The sequence below is a fragment of the Variovorax sp. 278MFTsu5.1 genome (assembly GCF_048305045.1).
In the GTDB taxonomy this organism is placed as follows: domain Bacteria; phylum Pseudomonadota; class Gammaproteobacteria; order Burkholderiales; family Burkholderiaceae_C; genus Variovorax; species Variovorax guangxiensis.
Map to the genome: position 1 here is coordinate 1662928 of NZ_CP157622.1, position 23721 is coordinate 1686648.

At 69.9% G+C, this 23721-nt stretch carries 23 protein-coding genes; 14 read left to right on the plus strand and 9 right to left on the minus strand.

Annotation, left to right across the window (positions count from 1 at the left end):
- Window positions 1-84: 84 nt before the first annotated feature.
- The 6 genes from ABL844_RS07330 to ABL844_RS07355 all read left to right on the plus strand — a co-directional run bounded on the left by ABL844_RS07330 (window position 85) and on the right by ABL844_RS07355 (window position 6097).
- Window positions 85-990, plus strand: a complete 906-nt coding sequence (locus ABL844_RS07330) for an SDR family NAD(P)-dependent oxidoreductase (protein ID WP_418130882.1) — start codon at window positions 85-87, stop codon at window positions 988-990.
- 80 nt (window positions 991-1070) lie between these two features.
- Window positions 1071-1961, plus strand: a complete 891-nt coding sequence (locus ABL844_RS07335; RefSeq protein WP_184635335.1) for a LysR substrate-binding domain-containing protein — start codon at window positions 1071-1073, stop codon at window positions 1959-1961.
- Between the two features lie 172 nt (window positions 1962-2133).
- Window positions 2134-3021 carry a LysR family transcriptional regulator gene (locus ABL844_RS07340; protein ID WP_126023208.1) on the plus strand — a complete coding sequence of 296 codons (888 nt, stop codon included), beginning with the start codon at window positions 2134-2136 and terminating at the stop codon, window positions 3019-3021.
- 112 nt (window positions 3022-3133) lie between these two features.
- On the plus strand, window positions 3134-4288 hold the full coding sequence (locus ABL844_RS07345) for a mandelate racemase/muconate lactonizing enzyme family protein (RefSeq protein ID WP_418130883.1): 1155 nt from the start codon (window positions 3134-3136) through the stop codon (window positions 4286-4288).
- A 70-nt stretch (window positions 4289-4358) separates the two neighbouring features.
- Entirely contained in the window at window positions 4359-5372 is a 1014-nt protein-coding gene (locus tag ABL844_RS07350) for a Bug family tripartite tricarboxylate transporter substrate binding protein (protein ID WP_184635339.1), read from the plus strand.
- A gap of 2 nt (window positions 5373-5374) precedes the next feature.
- A complete protein-coding gene (locus ABL844_RS07355) occupies window positions 5375-6097 on the plus strand; it encodes an aspartate/glutamate racemase family protein (protein ID WP_418130884.1) in 723 nt (240 codons plus the stop codon).
- 6 nt (window positions 6098-6103) lie between these two features.
- On the opposite strand, the gene ABL844_RS07360 is transcribed toward ABL844_RS07355, so the two are convergent.
- The 3 genes from ABL844_RS07360 to ABL844_RS07370 form a co-directional block, all read right to left on the minus strand.
- Window positions 6104-7471 carry an MmgE/PrpD family protein gene (locus ABL844_RS07360; protein WP_418130885.1) on the minus strand — a complete coding sequence of 456 codons (1368 nt, stop codon included), beginning with the start codon at window positions 7469-7471 and terminating at the stop codon, window positions 6104-6106.
- A gap of 110 nt (window positions 7472-7581) precedes the next feature.
- Window positions 7582-8745 carry an acyl-CoA dehydrogenase family protein gene (locus ABL844_RS07365; protein ID WP_418130886.1) on the minus strand — a complete coding sequence of 388 codons (1164 nt, stop codon included), beginning with the start codon at window positions 8743-8745 and terminating at the stop codon, window positions 7582-7584.
- 10 nt (window positions 8746-8755) lie between these two features.
- Window positions 8756-9541 carry a citryl-CoA lyase gene (locus ABL844_RS07370; protein ID WP_418130887.1) on the minus strand — a complete coding sequence of 262 codons (786 nt, stop codon included), beginning with the start codon at window positions 9539-9541 and terminating at the stop codon, window positions 8756-8758.
- A 106-nt stretch (window positions 9542-9647) separates the two neighbouring features.
- Between ABL844_RS07370 and ABL844_RS07375 the strand changes: the two genes are divergently transcribed.
- The 3 genes from ABL844_RS07375 to ABL844_RS07385 are packed head-to-tail and all read left to right on the plus strand — an operon-like array spanning window position 9648 to window position 14500.
- The gene (locus ABL844_RS07375; RefSeq protein WP_418130888.1) at window positions 9648-11969 is read left to right on the plus strand and encodes an acyl-CoA dehydrogenase; all 2322 of its coding nucleotides are present in this window, start codon (window positions 9648-9650) and stop codon (window positions 11967-11969) included.
- A gap of 39 nt (window positions 11970-12008) precedes the next feature.
- Complete coding sequence (locus tag ABL844_RS07380) at window positions 12009-12995, plus strand: Bug family tripartite tricarboxylate transporter substrate binding protein (protein ID WP_418130889.1); 987 nt, start codon at window positions 12009-12011, stop codon at window positions 12993-12995.
- A 2-nt stretch (window positions 12996-12997) separates the two neighbouring features.
- Window positions 12998-14500 carry a class I adenylate-forming enzyme family protein gene (locus ABL844_RS07385; RefSeq protein ID WP_418130890.1) on the plus strand — a complete coding sequence of 501 codons (1503 nt, stop codon included), beginning with the start codon at window positions 12998-13000 and terminating at the stop codon, window positions 14498-14500.
- On the opposite strand, the gene ABL844_RS07390 is transcribed toward ABL844_RS07385, so the two are convergent.
- Window positions 14457-14921: a nuclear transport factor 2 family protein gene (locus ABL844_RS07390; RefSeq protein ID WP_418130891.1), complete on the minus strand. Its 465-nt coding sequence runs from the start codon at window positions 14919-14921 to the stop codon at window positions 14457-14459. The genes ABL844_RS07385 and ABL844_RS07390 overlap by 44 nt on opposite strands.
- 191 nt (window positions 14922-15112) lie before the next feature.
- Between ABL844_RS07390 and ABL844_RS07395 the strand changes: the two genes are divergently transcribed.
- Together ABL844_RS07395 and ABL844_RS07400 are read left to right on the plus strand one after the other, a co-directional pair.
- Complete coding sequence (locus tag ABL844_RS07395; protein WP_126023219.1) at window positions 15113-15292, plus strand: DUF3606 domain-containing protein; 180 nt, start codon at window positions 15113-15115, stop codon at window positions 15290-15292.
- Between the two features lie 192 nt (window positions 15293-15484).
- Window positions 15485-16165 (plus strand): hypothetical protein, encoded by a 681-nt coding sequence (locus ABL844_RS07400; protein WP_418124906.1) that lies wholly within the window; start codon window positions 15485-15487, stop codon window positions 16163-16165.
- Here the strand turns inward: ABL844_RS07400 and ABL844_RS07405 are convergent.
- Window positions 16108-17346 carry a DNA topoisomerase IB gene (locus ABL844_RS07405; protein ID WP_184635357.1) on the minus strand — a complete coding sequence of 413 codons (1239 nt, stop codon included), beginning with the start codon at window positions 17344-17346 and terminating at the stop codon, window positions 16108-16110. The genes ABL844_RS07400 and ABL844_RS07405 overlap by 58 nt on opposite strands.
- Before the next feature lie 149 nt (window positions 17347-17495).
- Between ABL844_RS07405 and ABL844_RS07410 the strand changes: the two genes are divergently transcribed.
- Together ABL844_RS07410 and ABL844_RS07415 are read left to right on the plus strand one after the other, a co-directional pair.
- Window positions 17496-18554, plus strand: coding sequence for a purine-nucleoside phosphorylase (locus ABL844_RS07410; RefSeq protein ID WP_418124909.1), 1059 nt, complete (start codon window positions 17496-17498; stop codon window positions 18552-18554).
- 2 nt (window positions 18555-18556) lie between these two features.
- Window positions 18557-19102, plus strand: a complete 546-nt coding sequence (locus tag ABL844_RS07415; protein ID WP_418130892.1) for a hypothetical protein — start codon at window positions 18557-18559, stop codon at window positions 19100-19102.
- Window positions 19103-19105: 3 nt separating this feature from the next.
- Here the strand turns inward: ABL844_RS07415 and ABL844_RS07420 are convergent, their stop codons facing one another.
- Window positions 19106-19801: a TIGR02117 family protein gene (locus tag ABL844_RS07420; RefSeq protein ID WP_418130893.1), complete on the minus strand. Its 696-nt coding sequence runs from the start codon at window positions 19799-19801 to the stop codon at window positions 19106-19108.
- A gap of 7 nt (window positions 19802-19808) precedes the next feature.
- The gene (gene dinB / locus ABL844_RS07425) at window positions 19809-21002 is read right to left on the minus strand and encodes a DNA polymerase IV (protein WP_221297428.1); all 1194 of its coding nucleotides are present in this window, start codon (window positions 21000-21002) and stop codon (window positions 19809-19811) included.
- 192 nt (window positions 21003-21194) lie between these two features.
- On the opposite strand from dinB, the gene ABL844_RS07430 reads away from it, so the two are divergent.
- Entirely contained in the window at window positions 21195-21767 is a 573-nt protein-coding gene (locus ABL844_RS07430) for a putative glycolipid-binding domain-containing protein (RefSeq protein WP_418124913.1), read from the plus strand.
- A 10-nt stretch (window positions 21768-21777) separates the two neighbouring features.
- On the opposite strand, the gene ABL844_RS07435 is transcribed toward ABL844_RS07430, so the two are convergent.
- Window positions 21778-22773: a Bug family tripartite tricarboxylate transporter substrate binding protein gene (locus tag ABL844_RS07435; RefSeq protein WP_418130894.1), complete on the minus strand. Its 996-nt coding sequence runs from the start codon at window positions 22771-22773 to the stop codon at window positions 21778-21780.
- A complete protein-coding gene (locus tag ABL844_RS07440) occupies window positions 22770-23690 on the minus strand; it encodes a LysR family transcriptional regulator (protein ID WP_418130895.1) in 921 nt (306 codons plus the stop codon). The genes ABL844_RS07435 and ABL844_RS07440 overlap by 4 nt, the downstream gene beginning before the upstream one ends.
- Window positions 23691-23721 lie beyond the last annotated feature (31 nt).

The window sequence follows — 23721 nt, forward strand, 5'->3', positions numbered from 1 at the left end:
GAAACCCGCTCCAACCCGCCCTGTGGCATTCTGGATTTCGCCCGCGACCCCGCGGGCGAACGAACATCTGAAGCAGAGGCAAGCATGGTTGAAGGAAAAGTGGTCGTCGTCACCGGCGCGGGCGGCGGCATCGGGCGCGACATCGCGCTGGCGATGGCGGCGCATGGTGCGAAGGTGGTGGTCAACGACATCGGCGCGGCGCTTGATGGCGCCGGGGGCAGCGCCGGCCCCGCGCAGCAGGTGGTCGACGAGATCCGCGCGGCCGGCGGGCAGGCCGTGCCCAGCACCGACAGCGTGGCCGATGCCGCGAGCGCGGCGCGCATCGTCGAATGTGCAGTCGAGAGCTTCGGGCGCATCGACGCCGTGGTGAACAACGCGGGCATCCTGCGCGACCGCTTCTTCCACAAGATGTCGGTCGACGAATGGGATTCGGTGCTCAAGGTGCACCTGTACGGCGCGTACTTCACGAGCCGAGCGGCCGCCACGCACTTCAAGGAGCAGGAGTCGGGCGCGCTGGTGCACATGACTTCCACCTCGGGCCTCATCGGCAACTTCGGCCAGGCCAACTACGCGGCGGCCAAGCTCGGCATCGTGGCGCTGTCGAAGTCGATCGCGCTGGACATGCAGAAATTCAACGTGCGCTCCAACTGCATCGCGCCCTTCGCCTGGAGCCGCATGATCGGCGCGATTCCCACCGACACCGACGAGCAGCGCGCCCGCGTCGACAAGATCAAGCAGATGACGCCCGCCAAGGTCGCGCCGCTGGCCGTCTACCTTGCGAGCGATGCCGCGGCGGCGGTCAATGGGCAGATCTTCTCGGTGCGCAACAACGAGATCTCGCTCATCAGCCAGCCGCGGCCGGTGCGCTCCATCCACCGCTCCGAGGGCTGGACGCCGCAGAGCATCGCCGAGCACGCCATGCCGGCGATGCGCGCCAGCTTCTTCGAGCTCGACCGCTCGGCGGACGTGTTCAGCTGGGACCCGGTCTGAGGACAAACCCGCACAGGGCGGCGAGCGGCCTCATTCGCCGGACAATGCGCGTTTCGCCTTCTCCTTGATACCGGCGCCCGGTGAACCTGCACTTCGACCTGTTCGACCTGAAACTGTTCGTCTACGTGGCGGACGCGCACAGCCTCACGCGCGGCGCGGAGAAGGCCTGCATCTCGCTGGCCGCCGCCTCCACGCGCATCAAGCAGATGGAAGAGGCCGTGGGCGGCAAGCTGCTGCACCGCAGCGCGCAGGGCGTGAGCCTCACGGCGGCGGGGCAGGCCGTGCTCTATCACGCCAAGCGCGTGATGCAGCAGATGGAGCACCTGCGCTGCGACATGCAGGACTTCGGCAAGGGCATCAAGGGCCACGTGCGGGTGTTCGCCAACACCACCTCCATCACCGAATACCTGCCGCAGAAGCTGGCGGGCTTCCTCACGCAGCATCCGGCCGTGCAGGTCGACCTGCGCGAATACCTCAGCGAGGAGATCGTGCGCGCGGTGGCTGACGGCGAGGCCGACATCGGCATCCTCGCGGGCGACGTGCACACGGGCGACTTCGATGCGCAGCCCTTCGGCAGCAACCAGCTCGTGCTGGTGGTGCCGACCAAGCACCGCCTCGCGGGCGTGCCATCGGTGGCCTTTGCCGACACGCTCGACGAGCAGCACGTGGGCCTGCACCACGGCAGCGCCATCCATCGCTTCCTGCAGCGCAGGGCCGAGCTCGCGGGGCGCGGCTTCAACCCGCGCATCCAGGTCAGCAGCTTCGAGGCCATCTGCCTGATGATCGAGGCGGGCGTGGGCGTCGGAGTGCTGCCGGCGTCGTCGGCGCAGCGGCTTTCGATGGCCATGCGCATCTCGACCGTGGCGCTCAGCGACGCCTGGGCCGAGCGCGAGCTGAAGCTGATCGCGCGCAGCCGCGAGCAGCTGCCGGCCTCCGCACGAGAGCTCTTCGACCACCTCGTCGCGTCATGAGGCTCACCCCCAGGCTTCGCGCACTTCGTGTCGCTTCGCCAACCCCCTTGCAGGGGGCAACACCTGCGGCCCGGCAAAGCCGGTTCCGCGGTGTTCCCGACCTCGGCCGTGGCGAGCGAGCGCATCGTGGGCGATACATCGGCTCCTCGAAAAACCTGAACGACGGGGGCGCATGTCGGCCGACCTGAAGTCGCTGCGCCTGTTCGTGGCCGTGGCGGACCACGGCAGCATCAGCGAAGGCGCCAAGCGCTGCCACATCGCGCTGGCGGCGGCCAGCAAGCGCATCTCCGACCTCGAGGCACGCGCGCGGCTGCCGCTGCTGGTGCGGCATGCGCGCGGCGTCACGCTCACCTCGGCGGGCCACGGGCTGCTGCTGCATGCGCGCGCCGTGCTCTCGGCCATGGACCGGCTGGGCGCCGAGCTCGACGACTTCCAGAACGGCGTGGCCGGCGTGGTCAGCATCACGGCCAATGCGTCGACCATCGCGCAGTTCCTGCCGGCGCAGATCGGCTCCTTCCTGCGGCTGCACCCGGTGCTGAAGATCGACCTGCAGGAGCGGGCCAGCACCGAGGTGGTGAAGGCGGTGCAGGCGGGCCTCGCCGACATCGGCGTGATCGAGGGCAACACGCCCGCCGAAGGCCTCGAATGCCTGCCCTACCGCACCGACGAGCTGGCCGTGGTGGTGGCGCGCGACCATCCGCTCGCGCGGCGCAGGCGCATCGGCGTCGACGAGGTGCTGAGCCACGACCACATCGTGGTGCGCGAAGGCACGGCGCTGCACCGGGTGCTGCTGTCGGCGGCGCTGGAGGCCGGCGTGCCGCTGAAGGTGCGCATGCAGGTGGGCAGCTTCGACATGGTCTGCCGCATGGTGGAGCAGGGCGCGGGCATCGGCGTGCTGCCCTATGCGGCCATCCTGCCGCAGCTGCAGATACTGAAGCTGCGCTGCCTGAAGCTCGACGCGCCCTGGGCCAACAGGCGCCACCTGCTGTGCGTGCGCAGGCAGCAGGAGCTGACGGTGGCCGCGCGCTCGGTGCTGGAGCATCTCGGCCTGCCAGACTGAGGCACCGCATCCGTCGAGGCTTCGCGCCGCGCGAAGCCTCGCTCCCGCCAAAAACGAATTGTTCTCCGGCGGCGCGCGCGCAAAGATGCGCGCTCCAACAAAGGAGACACACTTGAAGATCGTTCGCGTCAGCGCCACGCCGCTGAACATTCCCGTCACCATCGACGTGGTCGGCATGAACAAGCAGACCTCGCTGTCGCTGTGCCTCACCGAGATCGAGACCGACACCGGCCTCGTCGGCCACGGCATGACGGCCATCACGGAAGAAGAAATCATCGCCGCCGCCGTGCGCGAGGTGGCGGGCCCCGCGCTGATCGGCGAGGACCCGATGGCCACCGAGCGCCTGTGGGAGAAGCTCTACTGGCTGCTCTCGCCGCGCGGCCAGACCGGCTACGCCAGCCACGCCATCGCCGCGCTCGACATCGCGCTGTGGGACATCAAGGCCCGCGCGCTCGGCCAGCCGCTGTGGCGCCTGCTGGGCGGCGCACGCGCGAAGGTGCCGGTGTACGCCACCTTCGGCTTCGGCTTCTTCGAGCGCGACCAGCTCGCCGCCGCCGCGAAGCTGTGGGTGTCGCAGGGCTTCCAGCGGCTGAAGATGACCGTGGGCAACCACGCGCTCGCGCGCCGCGACGAGCCGCGCCCGCTCGACGAAGTCATCGCGGAAGACGTGCGCCGCGTCGCCGCCGTGCGCGAGGCCGTGGGCCCCGACGTCAAGCTCTACGTCGACGCCAACTGCGGCCTCGACCTGTTCCACGCCACCGAACTGGCGCACCGCATCGAGCCCTACGGCATCAGCTTCTTCGAGGAGCCGCTCACGCAGAACGACGTGCGCCAGATGGCCCAGCTGCGCTCGCGCACCCGCATCCCGCTGGCGTGCGGCCAGAACGAGGGCCTGGCCTTCCGCTTCCGCGACCTGCTGGTGAACCAGGCGGCCGACGTGCTGCAGCCCAACGTGACCATCTCGGGCGGCTACTCGCAGGTGCTGAAGATCGCGGGCATGGCGCAGGCCTTCAACGTGCCCATTGACAACGGCGGCGCCTGGCCCTTCCACAACATGCACCTGCACGCGGGTGTGTCGAACGGCGGCCTCGTCGAGTACCACTACGTGGCGGTGCAGATGCTCAAGCAGATCTTCGACGGCCTGCCGGTGCCCGAGCAGGGCTGGCTCACGCTGCCCGAGACGCCGGGCCTGGGCTTCGCGCCCAATGCCGAGCGCGTGCGCGAGCTGGCGAAGCTGCCGACCTCGCACGGCAAGGGCAAGGCCTGAGCCACACTTTCTTCCCAAACGACCGGGCCGCGACAGACGGCCGGCGTCCGATACAGACAACGGAGACATGATGAAAGCCACACAAGCGATTCGACCACCCGCGCGCCGCCATGCATTGCGCGCGATGGCCGCCCTCGGACTCATCGGTGCCCTCGTGGCGCCCGCCGCCTGGGCCCAGGCCCAGAAGTACCCCGACAAGCCCATCCGCCTCATCGTCGGCTATTCGGCCGGCGGTGGTGTCGACGCGGTGGCGCGCCTGCTCGGCACGCGGCTGTCGAACGTGCTGGGCCAGCAGGTGCTGGTGGAGAACCGCACCGGCGCCACCGGGCTCATCGCCGCCGACTTCGTCGCCAAGGCGCCGCCCGACGGCTACACGCTGATGATGGGCGACAGCGCCTTGCTCGCCGCCAAGCTGCTGCAGCCGAAGATCGCGCTGGACCCGCTCACCAGCTTCAAGCCGGTGGCCGGGGCCTTCATTTCGCCGCTGATGATCGTGGCCGGCAACGACTTTCCCGCGAAGACGCCGGCCGAGCTGGTGAAGGAGCTCAAGGCCAACGCCTCGCGCTACTCGTACGCCACCTCGGGCGTGGGCACGGTGCAGCACCTGGGCTTCGAGATGCTCAAGCAGGCCACCGGCAGCCCCGTGGTGCACGTGCCGTACCGCGGCGCCGCGCAGATCGTGCCCGACGTGATCGGTGGCCAGATTCCGATCGGCGTGGTGAGTGCCACCGCCGGCATGGCGCAGGCCAAGGCGGGCAAGCTGCGCGCGCTGGCGATGATGAACACCGCAAAGCTCGAGGGCGCCGAGAGCGTGCCGCCGCTGGCCGATGCCCTGCCGGGCTTCGACGTGGCGCCGCGCATCTTCGTGCTGGCGCCGGCCGGTACGCCCAACGACATCGTCGACAAGCTCTCGGCCGCGGTGAAGTCGGTGCTCGACACGCCCGAGGCCGGCGCCGCGGCCGCCGCGCAGGGCACGTTGCGCGCGTACGCCACGCCGGCCCAGCTCGGCAAGGACATGGCGGCGGAGACCTCGCGGTGGAAGAAGATCATCGCCGAGCAGCACATCGTGGCCGAGGGGAGCTGAGCATGGCGCAGCCTCATCTGGGCCTGATCGTGCCGCCGGCGGCAGGCGCCGTGCCGGTGGACGGGCCGCTGCTTTACGGCGAGCGCATCCGCTTCAGCGCGCGCGGGCTGGGCCTGGGAGAAATCTCCACGCGCGGCTATCTGGACGTCATCGACTTCGTGGTCGCGAAGGCCGTTGCGCTCAAGGAAGAGGGCGTTTCCGCGATCTCGCTCATGGGCACTTCGCTGAGCTTCTTCCGCGGCGCGGCCTTCAACCGCCAACTCGAGATCGAGATGGCGCGCGCCACCGGCCTGCCCTGCACGACCATGAGCAATGCCATCGTCAACGGGTTGCGCCACCTGAAGGTGCGGCGCGTCGCGGTGGCCACGGCCTACATCGACGAGGTCAACGCGCAGCTGCGCGGCTATCTGCAGCAAAGCGACTTCGAGCCGCTGGCGCTCGAGGGCCTTTCCATCTCCGACGTGCAGGCCGTGGGCAAGGTGCCCACCAGGGCGCTGGTGGAACTGTGCGTGAAGGTGTTCGAGGCGCAGCCGGGCGCCGACGGCATCCTGATCTCCTGCGGCGGGCTGGTCACGCTCGACGCGGTGCGCGAGGTGGAGGAGCGCCTTCAGGTGCCCGTGGTGTCCAGCTCGCCCGCCGGCTTCTGGGACCTGGCGCGCACCGCGGGGCTCGATGCGCGCTCGCCGGGCTGCGGCCGGCTCTTCGCCTGGACTGCACCGGCCTGAAGGCCTTCAGGCCAGCCAGCGCCCCACGCGCGGCGTGTCGGCCAGCTGCCAGACGCGCTGGCACAGCGCCCTGGCTTCCTCGGCCGTGGCGCCTTCGCCGTAGTGCGCGAGGCGCTGCATCTTGTCCTCGATCTCGGCGCGGCTCAGGCTGTTGCCGGGGTCACCCTTGGGCTCGTCCACGCGACCGTGCAGCGTGCGGCCGTCGGCGGTCTGCACGCTGACCTTGCCGATCCAGCGCGCGGGGTAGGCGGTGTCGACCTCCTCGTCGAGCTGCATCGTTACCTTCTCGCGGAAGGCCGAGACCTCGGGCGCGAGGAAGTCGCGGTCGAACTCGCCCAGGCCCGCGCGGCCGTGCACCGCGATCAGGCCCAGCACCGTGCCCATCGAGAACTTGCCCTGGTGCACCGTGGCGGGCACGTCCACGCGGCCCAGCACGTCGATGGCGCCCTGGTGCACGTGCGTGGTCACGCGCGACACGTCGGCGGGCTTCAGCTTGTTCTGTGTCATCACCTGCAGCAGCGCGTCGGCGGCCGGGTGGGTGTGGCGGCAGGAAGCGTGGTACTTGAAGGAGGTCTCGGCCAGCGTCCAGCGCGTGCCCAGGCCGTCGGTGAGCCTCGCCGGGTCGGCGTCGCTGGACATGCCCACGCCCAGCCCCTGCGCGCCTTCGAGGATCTTCGCGGCGCCGGTGAAGCCGTCCTGCGCGAGGTAGGCCGACATCAGGCCGCTGGCCGCTGCGTGCGCGCAATGCAGCTGCTTCGAGTCAGCCGCGTCGCGCAAAAATTCCCACACACCGGCCGACTGCGTGCCGGCCGAGCCGAAGGCGTGCAGCATCTGCTGCGGCGTGAGTTCCAGCAGCCGGCCCACGGCTGCTGCGGCCGCGAGCGTGCCCGCCGTCGCGGTCGTGTGGAAGGTCTTGTAGTGCGAGCGGCCGAGGAATTCACCGACCCGGATTCCGACTTCATAGCCCGCGACCACCGCCGTGAGCAGCTGCGCGCCGCTCGCGCCGATGCTTTGCGCCACCGCCAGTGCAGGCGCGATGACGACTGCGGCCGGGTGGAAGACGGAGCCGTTGTGCACGTCGTCCTGCTCCACGAAGTGCGAAGCCGCCGCGTTGACCAGCGCCGCGAATACCGGCGAGGTCGTGCGCCGCGAGGTCAGCAGCTCGCTGGGCCCGTCGGCGGGGCCCATCATCTGCGCGAAGCGCTCGATGTTGCGCACCGGCCGCGCCGTGCGCGCGGCGAGCACGGAGCCCAGCCAGTCGAGCATCAGGTCCTCGGTGCGGCGCAGCACGGGGGTGGGGATGGCGTCGAACTTCAGTTCGGCGGCGAAGGTGGCGAGCACCTTGCTCGGATGATCGCCAGCGGTGGATGTCATGAATGATCCTTTCGTGGAATGCCGCGGAACCGGCTTTGCCGGGCCGCAGGCGTTGCCCCCTGCAAGGGGGTTGGCGAAGCGACACGAAGTGCGCGCAGCCTGGGGGTTGGTCAAAAGGAACGGGGAAGGCCGAGCATGTGCTCCGCCACGTAGCTCAGGATCAGGTTCGTCGAGATCGGCGCCACCTGGTAGAGCCGTGTCTCCCTGAACTTGCGCTCGATGTCGTATTCGCAGGCGAAGCCGAAGCCACCGTGGAACTGCAGGCAGGCGTTGGCGGCCTCCCAGCTCGCCTTGGCCGCAAGGTATTTCGCCATGTTGGCCTGCGCGCCGCAGGGCTGGTGCGCGTCGAAGAGGCGGCACGCTTCGTAGCGCATGAGGTTCGCTGCCTCCACCTCGATGAACGACTCGGCGATGGGGAACTGCACGCCCTGGTTCTGGCCGATGGGCCGGCCGAACACCACGCGCTCCTTCGTGTACTTCGTGACCCGGTCGATGAACCAGTAGCCGTCGCCGATGCACTCGGCTGCGATCAGCGTGCGCTCTGCGTTCAGCCCGTCGAGGATGTACTTGAAGCCCTGGCCTTCCTCGCCGATCAGGTTCTCGGCCGGGATCTCCAGGTTCTCGAAGAACAGCTCGTTGGTCTCGTGGTTGACCATGTTCAGGATGGGCCGCACCTCCAGCCCCTTGCCGATGGCCTCGCGCAGGTCGACGATGAAGATCGACATGCCCTCCGACTTCTTCTTCACATCCGGCAGCGGCGTGGTGCGCGCCAGCAGGATCATCAGGTCGGAGTGCTGGATGCGCGAGATCCATACCTTCTGGCCGTTGACGACGTAGCGGTCGCCCTTCTTCACGGCGGTGGTCTTGATCTTCGTCGTGTCGGTGCCGGTGGTGGGCTCGGTCACGCCCATGGACTGCAGGCGCAGTTCGCCGTTGGCGATCTTCGGCAGGTAGGCGCGCTTCTGCGCCTCGCTGCCGTGGCGCAGCAGCGTGCCCATGTTGTACATCTGGCCATGGCAGGCGCCGGAGTTGCCGCCGCAGCGGTTGATTTCTTCCATGATCACCGAGGCCTCGGTCAGGCCCAGGCCCGAGCCGCCGTACTCCTGCGGAATCAGCGCGGCCATCCAGCCGGCCCTGGTGAGCGCGTCGACGAAGTCGGCGGGGTAGCCGCGCGCCTCGTCGACCTTGCGGAAGTAGGCGTCGGGAAACTGCGCGCACAGGCCGCGCACCGCATCGCGGATGTCGGGAAAGTTCTTGTCGTTGGCGTTGTTCATTGATTTCTGCTCAATCCCGGCGGGGGCCGCCCGCTTCTTTTTCCACGCGCTGCCAGATCTCGATGGCCATCGGGTCGTCGATCTCCTCCAGGATGTGGCCCACGAGGCCGATGGCGCGCGCCATCACGCCGAACCCGCGGATGATCTTCCAGGGAAAGCCGAACTCGGCCGCGATCGCGCCGATGGCACCTGTCGCGTTGATCGGCAGCGACTTGCCCGAGACGCGCTCGGCCTCTTCCTGCACGGCCTGCATCAGCGCGACGTAGTGCGTGGAAAGCCCGTTCTCCGCCGCGATCTGGAAGAGCCGCGGCGTGCGTGGATCGATGGGCTTGTGCAGCGGGTGGCCCAGCCCCGGCACGATCAGCTTGCGCGCGCGGTGGTCGGCCACGATGTCCTTCGCCATGTCGGCCAGCGGGCGCGAGGGCTTCTCGCCGAAGGGAATGGCCTCGTAGAGCATCCTGGCGGCGCCCTCGGTGCTGCCGACGAACACCGTGCCCAGCCCGCACAGGCCCGCCGCCACGGCCGCCTGCAGCGCCTCGGGCGCGCCTGCGTAGGTGAGGCGCGCGGCCAGCGCGCTTGGCGTGACGCCGTGCTCCACCAGCGTGACGACGATGGCGTTGAAGGTCACCGACTCCTGCGGCGTGGGAATGCGCCCGGTCAATTCGAGGAAGGCCATGTCGCCCAGGTTGAGGTGGCCGAGGATCTCCGAGGGCAGGTCGCGTCCGCGCACGGTGATCCTGTCGGGTGTGCTGTGGCCCAGTTCCGTGTGCAGGGATTTCTTGATCTTGGTGGTCATGGAGCGAATCTAGCCCGCGTACGCGCGGGGCGGCTCTCAGATTGCGAAACCCTCCCTTCGGCAAATGCAAATGCCGCCTGGCGAAGTCTTGGGGCACGCTGCGGCGATGGACCTTGAATCACTTTCGGCGGTGCGCGAATCGGCGCTCGACTACTTCAACCGCAGCCGCGCCCTCCAGCGGCGGCGCGGGCGCATCGAGCACCCGGACGGCGACGAGGCCGAGGGCTGGCAGGACGTTGCCGCGCTCGGCTGGCCCGGCATGCTGGCGCCCGAATCGGCCGGGGGCCTCGCGCTGGGGCTCGACGGCGCGGCCGAGATTTTCCGCGCGGCGGGCGAGCATGCCGCGCCCGAGCCATTGCTGGCCGTGGCCGGCCTCGGCGCGCTGCTGCTGGCCCGGCTGGGCACGCCTGCCGCGGATGCGCTGCTCGCCGAGCTGGTCGCGGGCCGCAGCCTGCCCGCGCTGGCCTGGCAGGAGAGCGCGGGCGACCTGAGCGCGGTGCCGCTGGCCTGCGGCTGCGAGTCCCGACCCGGGGGCGGCGTGCTGCTGCAGGGCGAGAAGCTCATGGTGCTGCCCGGCGCGGCCGCCAGCGGCTGGCTGGTGTCCGCGCGTGGCGACGACGATGCCGTGCTGCTGTGGGTGCCGCGCGGCACGGCCGGCGTCTGCGAGACGCCCGTGCCGCTGATCGACGGCAGCCAGGCCTCGAACCTGCGCTTCGAGCAGGTCGCGCTGCCGGCCGGCGCGGTGCTGGCCGAGGGGCCGGCCGCGCAGGAGGCGCTGCGCCATGCGCTTGCGGCGGGCCAGATATTGCAGTCGGCCGAGCTGCTGGGCGCGGGGCAGGCCATGCTCGCGCAGACCCTGGCCTACCTGCGCACGCGCTCGCAGTTCGGCAAGCCCATCGGCAGCTTCCAGGTGCTGCAGCATCGCTGCGTCGACATGTTCATCCACCTCGAAGTGGCGAAGGCCACGCTGGACGAGGTGCTCGGGCTGGCCGCGCAGGGCCTGCCGGCGCAGCGGCTGGAGGCCGAGGCCAGCCGTGCCAACGCGCGCTGCACCGCCGCCGCGCTGCAGGCTTCGCGCGCGTCGGTGCAGCTGCATGGCGCCATCGGCTACACGCAGGAGTGCGACCTGAGCCTGTTCTACAAGCGCGTGCTGTGTCTCTCGGCATGGCTGGGCAACGCGAGCGCGCATCAACGCAGGCATGCCGTGCTGTCGGGCGATGCGGAGCCCGCGCCGGGCGTGGCCGAGTGGAGCGGCGAGTTCCCGCGCACCACCGACTGGTCTTCGATGCCCGAGACCGACTTCCGCCGCATGGTGCGCGCCTTCCTGCAGCAGCGCTATCCGCAGCAGCTGCGCTACCTCTCGCACCGCGCACGCTGGAGCGAGATGCGCGAGTGGTATCTCACGCTCTCGGCGCAGGGATGGATCGCGCCCGCATGGCCTCGGTCGCACGGCGGCATGGGCCTGCCTGCAGACAAGCTCATCGCGTGGATCGAGGAGCTGGAGCAGTACGGCGTGGCCCGTGCACCCGACCAGGGCATCGTGATGATCGGGCCGCTCCTGATCCAGCACGGCACTCAGGAACAGCAGCAGCGCTTCCTGCCGCGCATCCTCAGCGGCGAGCATGTGTGGTGCCAGGGCTACTCGGAGCCCAACGCCGGCTCCGACCTCGCGGGCCTGCGCACCGAGGCGATGCCGGCGCGCGACGCGCAGGGCGAGCATTTCGTGGTCAACGGCCAGAAGATCTGGACCACGCTCGCGCAGGACGCCAACCACATCTTCATGCTGGTGCGCACCGACAAGGACGCGCGCAAGCAGGAGGGCATCAGCTTCCTGCTGTGCGACCTGCGCACGCCGGGCATCACCATCCGTCCGATCCACACACTGGCGGGCGAGCCGGAGTTCTGCGAAGTGTTCTTCGACAACGTGCGCGTGCCGGCCGAGAACCTCGTGGGCAAGCTGCACGGCGGCTGGACGATCGCGAAGGCGCTGCTGGGTTTCGAGCGCATCTTCCTCGGCAGCCCCAAGCAGTCGCAGTACGCGCTGGGGCAGCTTGCGCGGCTGGCGCAGGCGCGGCGGCTGTTCGCCGACCCGGTGTTCGCACAGCGCTTCGCGGCGCTGCGGCTCGACGTGTTCGACCTCTCGGCCGCCTACACCGGCTTCGCGAACATCGTGCGCGCGGGCAGGCCGCTGCCGGCTTCGGTGTCGCTGCTGAAGATATGGGCGAGCGAGACCTACCACCGCATCGGCGCGCTGCTGGTCGAGGCGGGCGAGGAGCAGGGGGCAGTGGCCGGCGACCAGGTGCTCGACGGCCAGACCTTCAACGTGCTCTCGCCGCTCATCGGCTCCACCGCCGCAATGATCTACGGCGGCACCAACGAGATACAGCGCAACATCCTCGCTCGCCAGGTGCTGGACCTTCCGGGCTGAACGAGGGCGTCGAAGAATTCAAAACAGGAGACAACGCTCATGACATCGATCCACTTCTCGCGCCGCCACATCGTGTCCGCGCTGGCGGGCAGCGCGGCGCTGGCCGCATTGCCTTCGCGCGTGTTCGCGCAGCAGCCATTGCCATCGCTCGTCAAGCTGGTGGTCGGCTATTCGGCCGGCGGCCCGGTGGACGGCGCGGCGCGCCTGCTGGCGCCCGCGCTGAGCCAGGAGCTGGGCACGCAGGTGATCGTGGACAACCGCCCCGGCGCCAGCGGTTCTCTGGGCGGCGACGCGGTCGCCAAGGCCGCGCCCGATGGCGCCACGCTCTTCTTCGGCGCGAGTCCGACAATCACCATCAACCCCAACGTGCAGCGCCACATGGCCTTCGACCCGATGAAGGACCTCGCGCCCATCGCACCGCTGGTGGACTACACCAACGTGCTGGTCATCAACAACGATGTGCCGGTGCGCAGCGTGGCCGAGCTGCTGGCCTATGCGAAGGCGCGGCCGGGCAAGGTGTTCTACGGCTCGGCGGGCGTGGGCGCCTCCAATCACCTGAGCGGCGCGCTGCTGGAGAAGATGGCCGGCGTGCAGCTCACGCACGTGCCCTACAAGGGCAGCGCACCGGCACTCGCCGACGTGATGGCCGGCACCGTGACCATGATGTTCGACATCATCGCGACCTCCAAGCCCTTCATCCAGTCGGGCAAGGTGCGCGCGCTGGCCGTCACCTCGCGCCAGCGCAACCGCATGCTGCCGGATGTGCCGACGATGGTCGAGTCGGGCGTGGCCGGCTACGACGTGGGCGGCTGGTTCGGCCTGTACGGGCCGGCGCGCATGGAGCCGGCGCTGGTCGCGCGCATGAACGCCGCCGCGCGCAGGATGCTGGCGCGCGAGGACATCGCGAACCGTCTGCGCGAGCAGGGCTACGACGTCTGGTCGGGCGCGCCCGAGGTGCTGGCGACCAAGGGCAAGGCCGACCGGCAGCTGTGGGCGACGGCGTCCAAGGGCATCGAGGCCGAGTGAGCATGCAGAGAATCCACCATCTGCTCGAAGAGCGCGCGGCGCGCACGCCCGACGCAGTGTTTCTCCATGAGCCCGGCGGCACGACGACCTATGCGCAACTGCAGTCCATGGCCGACGCCGCCACGCAGGACCTGCTGGACGCCGGCGTGCGGCCGACCGACCGCGTGCTGCTGGTGGCGGAGAACTGCGCCGCGCACATCGCGCTCATCATGGCCTGCAGCCGCGTGGGCGCGTGGTCTTGCGGCGTGAATGCGCGCATGTCGCCGGGCGAGATCGCGGCCATCGCCGAGCGTGCCGACGCGCGCCTGTGCTGCTACACGACCGTCGCATCCGAAGCCGCCGCAAGGCACGCGCACGGCGCCGGTGCGAAGCAGACTTCGCTGGAGGGCGTGATGCGCTCGGTCACCCGCGAAGACGCGCGCCCCGAACCCGACCCGGCGCTGGCCGACACGGCCGCCATCATCTTCACCTCCGGCACCTCGGGCACGCCCAAGGGCGTGATGGTGTCGCACCGCGGCCTGCTGCACTTCGGGCGCGTGTCGGCGCGGATTCGCGCGCTGGAAGGGCGCGACCGCGTCTACGCCTTCCTGCCGATGACGCACATCTTCGGCATCGGCACGGTGCTGATGGCCGCGCTCACCGGGGGCGCGTCGCTGGTGCTGCGCGGCAGCTTCTCGCCGGCCGACGTGCTGCGGGCGCTGGCGCAGGAGCAGGTGTCGAACCTGCTCGGCCCGCCGACGATGTATGCGCGGCTGCTCGCGCACATCGAGGCCGAGCATGCGGTGCCGCGCTTTCCACACCTGCGCTATGTCTACACAGGCTCGGCGCCGCTCGATCCTGCGCTCAAGCAGCGCGTGGAGCGGCTCTTCGGGCAGCCGCTGCACTACGGCTACGGGCTGTCGGAGTACGCGGGCTCGGTGTTTCTCACGCGCACCGAGGCTCCGCGCAGCGATACCTCCGCCGGGCATGCGGTGGAAGGCGGCGAGGCGCGCATCGTCGGCCCCGAAGGCAACGACGTGGCCCAGGGCGACACCGGCGAGATCTGGCTGCGCGGCCCCGGCCTCATGCTCGGCTACTTCCGCGACGCGGCCGCCACCGCGCAGGTGATGCGCCCCGGCGGCTGGTACGCCACCGGCGACCTGGGGCGCTTCGGCGAGGACGGCGCGCTCTTCGTGGTCGGGCGGCTGAAGGAAATGATCATCCGCTCTGGCTTCAACGTGTACCCGGCGGAGATCGAGGCGGTCATCGGCCGCTTCGAGGGCGTGCACCTGTGCGCGGTCATCGGCGTGCCCGAGGCCGACGGCAACGAGCAGGTGGTCGCCTTCATCGAGCCGAAGCCGGGCGCGACGCTCGACGAGGCGGCGCTGCGCGCGCACCTGGCCGAAAACCTGTCGCCCTACAAGCGCCCCGCGCGCATCGAGCTGATCGACGCGATGCCGACCACGGCCAACGGCAAGCTGCTCAAGCGAGAGCTGCGGGCGCGCTGCGTGCCGGCCGCCGGCTGACCCGCTCAGCCGAAGATCGCCGCGTGCCCCTTGCGCGTGTCCATGTACTCGCGCATGCGGGCGATGCGGCCTTCGCGCAGCTCGAAGACGAAGCAGTAGTCGTTGTCGTAGGGCTTGCCGCCGGCCAGCGTGCCTGAATGCGCTCCTCGAGGATCACGGTGTCGCCATCGCACCAGAGGTGCGAGAAGCTCACGGCCACGTCGGCGACGAAGAGCCTCGGAAAGTCCTCGGCCAGGAAGCGCGCGATGGCGGCGGGTCCGATCATGTGGTCGGGCACGCCGAGCGCCACCGCGGTCGCGTTGCCCCGGGGCGCGAGCCATTCGGCGTCTTCGGTGAAGACGGCCTCGATGCGCTGCCGGTCGCGGCTCGCGAAGGCTTTCCATGCGTCGGCGACAGCTTGCTTGTTCTGTTCGGGTGTCATTTCGTGCGCAGCGGCAGTTGGTGTGGCCCGAAGCTAAGGGCAGGCACGGGCGGCGGCGCGCCGCTTCCGGACATCTCCAACCGGGCCGCCTCGGATTTTTCCTGCAAGCGGGTGCGCCGCCGTCCGCCAGAAGGAGCCGCGCGGGCGTCTCAAGGTGAAGCCTTCTGCAAAGCAAACACAGGAAACACACCATGGCCGATGACCTGACCAAGCGCGGACCGCAGGATGCCGCCCGCATCAACGTGAACGAGGCGCACGAGGTGCGCTACTGGACCCAGACGCTGGGCGTGACCGAGGCACAGCTGCGCTCGGCCATCGCGGCGGCGGGCGTCGAGGTGAAGGACGTGCGCGCCTACCTCGGCAAGCCCTGAGTCCGAGCCCTGAACTCCGCGAAAAGGCGCGGCTGCAGCCAATGGCCGCCCCGCTGAGGGGCGCAATCACGGTAGGCACCCTCCTACACCTGTGGGCGGGCGTGTACTTCATACTTGTTACCAGATCGTTTCTGGAGGCAAGCTGCTCTTGATCCTGCCGATGTTGAACCCGAATCCCGTGGCCGCCGCGCGATGAAATCCTCACCAAGTGCGCGCAGCTGGATTGCCGCCGGCGTGCGCCACGAACTTCTCACCCGCGCACTGCCAGCCCTGCGGCACGACATGGCAGCCCCGGTCTCGGTGATCCGCATGGCGCTGCTGATGCTCAAGCGGCAGATCGGCGCCCCCACCGTCGACGCCGCGGCCTGCGAGGAGCGGGTGGGGCTGATCGACAACCAGGTCTCCGAACTGGTGGAGGCGATCCGCTCGCTGCGCGACTGGGAGCTGGCCACCGTCGACGACGGCATCACCCGCAGCGCGCTGGTGTCCCAGTGCGTGACGCTGATGCGCTCGGCCTTCGACCTGCACGGCGTGTCGCTCGAAACCGACGAGTCGCTGACCCCGTCGGACGACGAGCACCGCTGGCCCGCCGCGGCGGCCCTGCGCTACCTGTTCCTTGGCGCGATGGGCTACCTGCATGACGGCGCGGACGAGGCGGGCACCATCCGCATCGAGGCCGATGGCGCCAATGCGCTGCGGCTCACGGCGCTGCCGCGCGAGCCGGGTGCCACCGAGGCCGTGCTCGACGCGCACCGCGCGCCGCGCGCGCTGGCCATCGACGCCGTGGCGCTGCAGAACCTCGCGGAAGACCTGGGCTATGCGGTGGCGCTCGATGCCGCCAGCGTGCGCCTGGTGCTCGCCACGCGGACCTGAGTTTTCCCGCTCTTTCTTCCGGCGGCTGCGGCGGTGCGCCGTTGCCCGCGCCGGTGCGCCTTCAGGAACGACAGCAGCCGGCGCTCCGCCGCGTAGAGCCCGCGCGAGGGCCTCGCCTTGTTGCTGCCGCCGATCTTCTCGAACAGCGCGGCGGTGGCCTCGTCGCCGTCCGACAGGGCACTGCCCAGGGCCAGCACCGCCGGGTGCACGTAGGCCTTCTTGCACACGGCGGGCGTGTTGCCCAGTTGCTTGGCCACGGCGCCCAGGATGTCCCTGGCGCTGTAGCGGCTGCCGTCGGCGGCGGTACGGCCGGGCTCGCAGGCCAGTCGGGTGAGTTCCAGTGCCTGCACCGTGCCGTGCCAGGTGCGGAAATCCTTCGCGGTGAAGCGCTCGCCGCCGGCGGCCTCGGCCAGGTAGTCGTTCACGTCGGTGGAGGAGACGCCGCGCAGTTCTCCTTCTTCGCCATTGCCTTCGTCGCCGGCGTCGACGTACTGGAAGAGCGCCTGCCCAGGCAGTTGCTGGCATTGCCGCACCACCTTCGCCACGCGCGGATCGTCCAGCTGGGCCTCATGCATCACGCCGCTCTTGCCGCGAAAGCGCAGCCTGAGAGCCTGCCCCTTCACCGCCGCGTGCCGGGTGCGCAGCGTGGTGAGTCCGAAGGAGCCGTTGCTGCTCGCGTATTCCTCGTTGCCCACGCGCAGCAGCGTGGTGTCGAGCAGGCGCACCAGCGCCGCGAGCACCTGCGCGCGGCCGGGCGCCTTGCGGCCCGGGGGCAGCCGCAGGTCGCGCGCCACGCGGGCGCGGATGCCCGGCAGCGCGAGCGCGAAGGCTTCGAGCCGTTCGAACTTGGTCTCGTCCTGCATCGAACGCCAGTCGGCGTGGTAGCGGTACTGCTTGCGTCCCCGCGCGTCGATGCCGGTGGCCTGCAGGTGGCCGTTGGGCAGGGGACAGATCCACACCTGGGTGTAGGCCGGCGGAATGGCCAGCATCCGGATGCGCGAGAGTTCGTCCGTATCGCGCACCCACCTGCCGCGGGCGTCGCGGTAGCGGAAGCGGTCGCCGTGCTTGAGGCGGCGGATGCCGGGCATGTCGGGGTTCACGTAGACCAGGCCGTTGGCGATGGGCGTCGGCTTCGACGCAGGCTTGGGATTCGATGGCGAAGAAGAGGATGAGGCCGGCATGGGGCTTGCGTGGTGGCGGTACACCGAGCTTTTGCCAGCACCGACAATCGCCGGGTGTAGGACGCCGCAGGCGCCGGCGGTGCGCCGGGCGCTTGCGGCTCCAGTCCTTCCGTCTTGTCCGCAGTTTTCCTCTCTCACCGGGGTTCAGAATGAGTTCGTCCAAGTCTTCTCTTTTCGCCGCCCGCTGGCTGGCCGTGCCCGCCGCGGCGCTGCTCTTCACGGCCTGTGCTTCCACGTCCAGCACTTCCACCACGACCGCCGCGGCGCAGGCTCCGGCCGCGCCCGTGAAGGTCAAGGTCTTCGTCGCCGCCATGTTCGAGATCGGCAAGAACACCGGCGACCGCGCCGGCGAGTTCCAGCACTGGTACGAGCGCTACTGGAAGGACGCCAAACCCATCGCCGTGCCCGGCGCGCTGCAGCCCGTGTACTGCAACGCCGATGGCGTGTGCGGCTCGGTGCTGGGCATGGGCAAGGTGAATTCGTCTTCGTCGATGCAGGCCATCCTGCTGAACCCGCAGTTCGACTTCTCGCAGAGCTACTACGTCATCTCCGGCGTGGCAGGCACGCCGCCCTCGCGCGGCACCATCGGCGAGGTGAGCTGGGCCACCTGGCTGGTCGACTACGACCTCGGCCACCGCTGGGCACCCGAGGAGAACAAGCCCGGCGAGCCCACCTTCATGCCGCGCAAAGGCTATGAGGAATATCGCCGCTTCAGGCTCAACCCCGACCTCGTGGGCTGGGCCATGAAGCTCTCGGCCGACACGCCCCTGAAAGACTCCGAATCGGCCCGCAAGTACCGCCTGCGCTACCCCGACGCGGCCGCGCGCCGCGCCCCCTTCGTCGGCACCGGCACCCACATGACCGGCGACACCTTCTTCCACGGCCCCGGCATGTCGAAGCAGGCGCAGTACATCGCCAAGCTCTACGGCGCCGACGACTACGTCATCACCGAGATGGAAGCCGCAGCCATCACCCTCGTCATCAAGCGCACCCACGGCACCGACCGCGTGATGAGCCTGCGCGGCGCCGTCAACTTCGACCAGGGCAACCCCAAGGAAACCACGCTGCAGCACCTGGACCCTGCACCGGGCGAGACGGCCGGCGGCTTCGCGGAGACGGTGGAGAACATCGAGCTGGTGGGCAGCCGCGTGGTCGACCACATCGTCGCGAACTGGCCGAAGTGGTCGGGCGGGGTGCCGAAGCCCTGAGCGTGACGGGCGATCCCGCCATGTGGCTGGCCGTGCAGAGCATCCGCTGCCTCTGGACGAAGGCTGGGCGCGATGCGGAGCACGGCAGGCGGCGCAACCAGGCACCGATGCGCCTGCCTCTCACCGGGCTCGAGGCGCAGTTGCTGCAGCTACCCGTTGCGGGCGGCGTGCTGTGGCAGGAGATCTCGTTGCGTTCCGACGGCGGGGCGTTCGAGAACCAGCCCGTCGCGCCGGCCGCCTGGAAGTCATGGAACGCGCAGCAGCTGCGCGAGCAGGGGTATGAATGGCACGCGCAGCCGGGCGGCATGGCCATCGGCTGGTGGCACGGCGGCGCGGTGCGGCACACAGGTCAGCCGCAACCGCTGGGTGTACTGCGGCCCGGCCAGTGGCTGCGCGTGGTGACGCACCGGCGCACCAACGGATGGGATCACTGGGCCTGGGAGAAGCGCGTGACCAACCTCATGTGCGTGGACCGCACGCATGCGCTCGACGTCTTCGCGAGCACGCCGCCGGTGCGCGTGATCGACGAGGAGCCACACCTCTACTGACTTCTACCGGATCGCGCCGGGCGGCGCCGGCTTCAGGTGCCACGTCACCGTGAAGTCGAACGGCGTCCAGCGACTCACGGTGACGCCTGAGCCTCGCAGGCCGCGGCCGGTCCAGGTGTTGCAGGTCTCGAAGAGGTTGTAGCCGCCTTCGGCCTCGTAGAAGGCGTCCTGGTCGTCGTAATGCGCGCCTGCGATGGGCGTGGCCTTGCCTGATGGCAAGGCGGCGCGCACGTAGGCGGCAAGCTGCGCGTACTGGGCCCGCGTGAGCGGCAGCGCGAAGGCGCCTTGCCCGAGCTGGCTGCGCCGCAGGTAGCTCACATGAAGCAGTGCGCGGTTGCCGCCGGCCAGGGCGCCGAGCGCGCGCGATGCGGTCAGGTCGGCCCAGGTGGGCGTGTTCAGGTAGAACTCGCGGTCGCCCCAGCCGATGGCGATGAACTCGGCGTCGGGCGGTGGCGCCTTGAAGTCCGAAAGCGGAAACAGCTGAGGCCAGTCGATGGTGGCGGAACGCACAGGAAACACGAAGTCGGTATGCACGCCGTTGCTCAGCACCCAGGCCTGCACTTCGGCCCTGGCGCTCTCCGGCGGACCGGGGTTGGCGGGCCAGAACACCAGCGCGCAGGCCGTCGCCACGTACAGGCCCACCAGCGCAATGAAGCCCAGCAGCGTGAAGGCGATGCGGCGCAGCCAGCGTCGGACCATCGCGTACTCAGAAGAGCGAAGCGGTGGTCGCCACCGGTTCGGCCGCCGCGCGGTGCGCGCCGGAGCCGGCGGGGGCCAGCGCCTCGGGGCTGCCGGCCTTTGCCAGCGCGCCCACGCGCACGCCCAGCAGCCGCAGCGGGCGCTCCAGCGGCACGCGTTTCAGGCACAGGCCGCCGGTCTGGCGAATGGTCTTCGCGTCGTCGGTGAAGCGGTCGATGGTCTGGTCGCGCGTGGCGATCCTGAAGTCGTCGTAGCGCAGCTTGATGCCGATGGTCTTGCCCACGTAGCCCTTGCGCTGCAGGTCGGCGGCCAGTTGCTCGCACAGCTGCGTGAAGATCGCGCCCAGCTCGGCGCGGTCGCGCACCGCGTGCAGGTCGCGGTCGAAGGTGGTCTCGCGGCTCATCGACACGGGCTCGCTCTCGGTCACCACCGGGCGGCTGTCGCGGCCCCATGACACCTCGTGCATCCACGCGCCGGTGGCCTTGCCGAAGTTGGCGACGAGCCAGTCGCGGTCGCGCGCCGCGAGCTGGCCCACGGTCTCGATGCCGAAGCGCTTGAGCTTCTCGTCGGCCTTGGGGCCGATGCCGTTCACCTTGCGGCAGGGCAGGGGCCAGATGAGCTTTTCCAGGTCGTCCTCGTAGACGACAGAGATGCCGTTGGGCTTGTTGAACTCGCTCGCCATCTTGGCAATGAGCTTGTTGGGCGCCACGCCGATGGAGCATGTGAGCCCGGTGGCGTCGAAGATGGCCTTCTGCAGCAGCCGCGCCAGCGAGCGCCCGCCCTCGCGCTGGCCGCCTGGCACGTCGGTGAAGTCGATGTAGACCTCGTCCACGCCCCGGTCTTCCATGAGCGGCGCGACCTCCAGGATGATCTTCTTGAAGGTGCGCGAATAGCGCCGGTACTCGTCGAAGTCCACCGGCAGGATGATCGCCTGCGGGCACAGCTTGGCCGCCTTCATGAGCCCCATCGCCGAGCCCACGCCGAACTGCCGCGCCGGGTAGGTGGCGGTGGTGATCACGCCGCGGCCGGTGTAGTCCTTCAACAGCGGAAAGGCCTCCACCGGAATGTCGGCCAGCGTGCCGCCTTCGGGCAGGTTGCGGATGGCCTCGTCCACGCGCCTGCGCCCGCCGCCGATCACCACTGCCTTCCCCTTGAGCTGCGGATAGCGCAGCAGCTCGACGGATGCGTAGAAGGCGTCCATGTCGAGGTGCGCGATGCGGCGGATCTTCGGTGCCGATGGGGTCTGGGAGCTCACGGAAACAATTGTCTCGCGGCTGGGCGCTGCTTGCGCGTGCGGGGCGATTCGCCGACGCGCACGCCCAGCAGCGTGCCAGGCCGACTTTTTTCGGGGCGGCGGGTCATTGCTTGCGCGCCGCCGCATGCCGGTGCCATCATGCGCGCCATGCAAACGGTCGCTTCCATCCTCTGGCGCAGGCTCGACGTACCGGGTCACGATGCCTGCCGCCTCGAACGCAATGCCTCGGCCTGGCAACTCGACGGTGCGGCGGTGTTCCGCCTGGAAGACGGCCGCATCGGCCAGCTGCACTACCGCGTGCGCTGCGATCTGCTGTGGCACACCCAGTGGGGCACGGTGCGCGGATGGCTGGGCGACTCGGCGGTCGACCTCTCCATCGCCCGCGACCCGCGCGGCCACTGGAAGCTCAACGACGAGGCCGTGCCCGACCTGTCGCACTGCATCGACCTCGACCTGGGTTTCACGCCCGCCACCAACCTGCTGCAGCTGCGCCGCCTGGGTCTTGCGAAAGGCGAGGGCGCGGATGCGCCTGCCGCATGGCTCGATATCGATGGCGGTGGCGGGCTCAGTGAGCTGATGCAGCGTTACGAGCGTCGCGGCGAGACCGAGTATGCGTACGAGGCGAAGCGCTTCGACTACGCGGCCACGCTGAGCGTGACGGCCGACAGCTTCGTCAGCGACTACCCCCGGCTCTGGGTGGCCGAGGGCTGAGTCGGAAGACTCAGTCGAACTGCGCCCGATCCCCCGTCACAAGCTCCCGATTGCGCCGCCGGTCGATCGCGATCTCGTGCGCGAAAACCTCGCTGCCGCCACCCGCCGGCAGGTTGTAGGCCGCTCGCAGCCGTGCGCGCACCGCGTCGCTTTCGAGTACGCGGTTGATCTCCGCATTGAGCATCTGCACCACAGCTGGTGGTGTGCGCGCGGGCGCGAAGATGCCGAAGAGCGAGTCGCGGTTGGCCTTCCCGAAGCCCAGCTCCGCGAGCGTGGGCACCGTGGGCAGTGCCTCGATGCGCGCAGGCGCGCCCACGGCCAGCGCCTGGAATCGGCCACCTTCGATGTACTGCAGCTGCTGCGCGGCGACGTTGGTGGAGAGCACCTCGAACTGGCCGCTGAGCGCATCGTTGAGCTGCGGACCGCCGCCCTGGTAGGGAATGTGCGTGATGTCGGCACCGCTTTGCGCGCGCACCTGCGCCAGCACCAGGTGGCCGATGGTGGCCACGCCCGACGTCGCCCATCGCACTTCGCCCGGCTGCCTGCGCGCCTGCGCGATCAGCTCGCCGAAGCCTCGGCCGGTGAAGGCGGGCGTGCCCACCACCAGCACCGGTGTGCGCATCACGCTGGCCACGGGCACGAAGGCGCGCATCGGGTCGTAGGGAACGCGTGCGAGCAGAGGGTGCAGCGTGAGCGGGCTGATGGCCGAGAAGGCCAGCGTGCTGCCGTCGGGCGTGGAACGGGCGAGTGCGTCCATGCCGAGGCTGCCGCCCGCGCCGGGGCGGTTCTCGATGAGCACCGGCACGCCGAGCGAACGTGCGAGCGGCTCGGCCAGCGCGCGCGCCATTCCGTCGCTCACGCCGCCGGGCGGATAGACCACGACCAGGCGCACCGGACGGTTCGGCCACTGTGCCGGCGCCGCGTGCAGCACGCGCGGCAATGCGCAGGCCGCCGCGAGCAGGGCGCTGGCGCGCTGCAGCAGGTGGCGACGGCGAAGCCGGATCATGAGCCGGGGTTCTCCTGCGCCAGCCTGCGCAGCAGCGCCGCGAAATTCAGCGCGGGCAGGTTGTCTTCGTCCGCGCGCGAGACCAGCGTGAGCGGCGCGTCGAGCTGCCCGCCGTCGGCGAGGCGCGTGTAGGCGATGGCGTGCGCGTGCACGCCATGCATCGACGCCGGCACCACCGAGAGGCCGACACCCGCGGCCACGAGATTGAGGTTGGTCATCATTCGATCGACTTCGGCCACCACGCGCGGGCGCAGCCCCTTGGCGTGGCACAGCGCGAGCAGGTCGGCATACAGGCCGGGCGCGCCCGGGCGCCGCACGAGGATGATGCCTTCCTCGCAGAGCTTCGCGAGCGGCAGCGGGCGCGAGTCCTTGTCGCGGCCGAGGGCAAGGCGATGGTCGCTGGGCATGGCCACCAGCACCGGCTCGCGCAGCAGCGTCTCGAACATCAGCCCCTCGGGCCGCGCGACCGGCACGCGCAGCAGGCCGCAGTGCAGGCGGCCGGCGGCCAGCGCCTCGGTGAGCTCGGCGGCGTTGTCCTCGCGCAGCTGCAGCTCCACGTCGGGGTGGGCGCGGCGGAACTCGCGCAGCGCCTCGGGCATGAAACGGTGCGCCGCCGCCGAGCTGGTGAAGCCCACCGCGAGCGTGCCGGCCTGGCCCTTGGCCACACGGGTCATGCGCTGCTTCATCGATTCCATGTCCTGAAGCATGCGCAGCGCCTCGGCCTGGAACAGCCGGCCAGCGTCGGTGAGCGCCACGCCGCGCGGATGGCGCCGGAACAGCAGCACGCCCAGCTCGCGTTCGAGCGCCTTGATCTGCAGGCTCAAAGGCGGCTGCTGGATGCCCAGTTGCTCGGCCGCGCGCGTCATGTGGCCGGTCTCGGCAACGGCGGCGAAGTAGCGCAGTGCCCGTATGTCCATATGTTTTTTGTATGAAAAGTGCCTTGTTATT

Bases quoted from the DNA above. Each gene is read 5' to 3' on its own strand.
- ABL844_RS07340 (WP_126023208.1), top strand. From the start codon at position 2,134: ATGTCGGCCGACCTGAAGTCGCTGCGCCTGTTCGTGGCCGTGGCGGAC.
- ABL844_RS07375 (WP_418130888.1), top strand. From the start codon at position 9,648: ATGGACCTTGAATCACTTTCGGCGGTGCGCGAATCGGCGCTCGACTAC.
- ABL844_RS07380 (WP_418130889.1), top strand. From the start codon at position 12,009: ATGACATCGATCCACTTCTCGCGCCGCCACATCGTGTCCGCGCTGGCG.
- ABL844_RS07420 (WP_418130893.1), bottom strand. From the start codon at position 19,801: ATGGTCCGACGCTGGCTGCGCCGCATCGCCTTCACGCTGCTGGGCTTC.
- ABL844_RS07355 (WP_418130884.1), top strand. From the start codon at position 5,375: ATGGCGCAGCCTCATCTGGGCCTGATCGTGCCGCCGGCGGCAGGCGCC.
- ABL844_RS07365 (WP_418130886.1), bottom strand. From the start codon at position 8,745: ATGAACAACGCCAACGACAAGAACTTTCCCGACATCCGCGATGCGGTG.
- ABL844_RS07440 (WP_418130895.1), bottom strand. From the start codon at position 23,690: ATGGACATACGGGCACTGCGCTACTTCGCCGCCGTTGCCGAGACCGGC.
- ABL844_RS07385 (WP_418130890.1), top strand. From the start codon at position 12,998: ATGCAGAGAATCCACCATCTGCTCGAAGAGCGCGCGGCGCGCACGCCC.
- ABL844_RS07390 (WP_418130891.1), bottom strand. From the start codon at position 14,921: ATGACACCCGAACAGAACAAGCAAGCTGTCGCCGACGCATGGAAAGCC.
- ABL844_RS07400 (WP_418124906.1), top strand. From the start codon at position 15,485: ATGAAATCCTCACCAAGTGCGCGCAGCTGGATTGCCGCCGGCGTGCGC.
- ABL844_RS07395 (WP_126023219.1), top strand. From the start codon at position 15,113: ATGGCCGATGACCTGACCAAGCGCGGACCGCAGGATGCCGCCCGCATC.
- dinB (WP_221297428.1), bottom strand. From the start codon at position 21,002: ATGGACGCCTTCTACGCATCCGTCGAGCTGCTGCGCTATCCGCAGCTC.
- ABL844_RS07410 (WP_418124909.1), top strand. From the start codon at position 17,496: ATGAGTTCGTCCAAGTCTTCTCTTTTCGCCGCCCGCTGGCTGGCCGTG.
- ABL844_RS07330 (WP_418130882.1), top strand. From the start codon at position 85: ATGGTTGAAGGAAAAGTGGTCGTCGTCACCGGCGCGGGCGGCGGCATC.
- ABL844_RS07360 (WP_418130885.1), bottom strand. From the start codon at position 7,471: ATGACATCCACCGCTGGCGATCATCCGAGCAAGGTGCTCGCCACCTTC.
- ABL844_RS07430 (WP_418124913.1), top strand. From the start codon at position 21,195: ATGCGCGCCATGCAAACGGTCGCTTCCATCCTCTGGCGCAGGCTCGAC.
- ABL844_RS07350 (WP_184635339.1), top strand. From the start codon at position 4,359: ATGAAAGCCACACAAGCGATTCGACCACCCGCGCGCCGCCATGCATTG.
- ABL844_RS07435 (WP_418130894.1), bottom strand. From the start codon at position 22,773: ATGATCCGGCTTCGCCGTCGCCACCTGCTGCAGCGCGCCAGCGCCCTG.
- ABL844_RS07370 (WP_418130887.1), bottom strand. From the start codon at position 9,541: ATGACCACCAAGATCAAGAAATCCCTGCACACGGAACTGGGCCACAGC.
- ABL844_RS07405 (WP_184635357.1), bottom strand. From the start codon at position 17,346: ATGCCGGCCTCATCCTCTTCTTCGCCATCGAATCCCAAGCCTGCGTCG.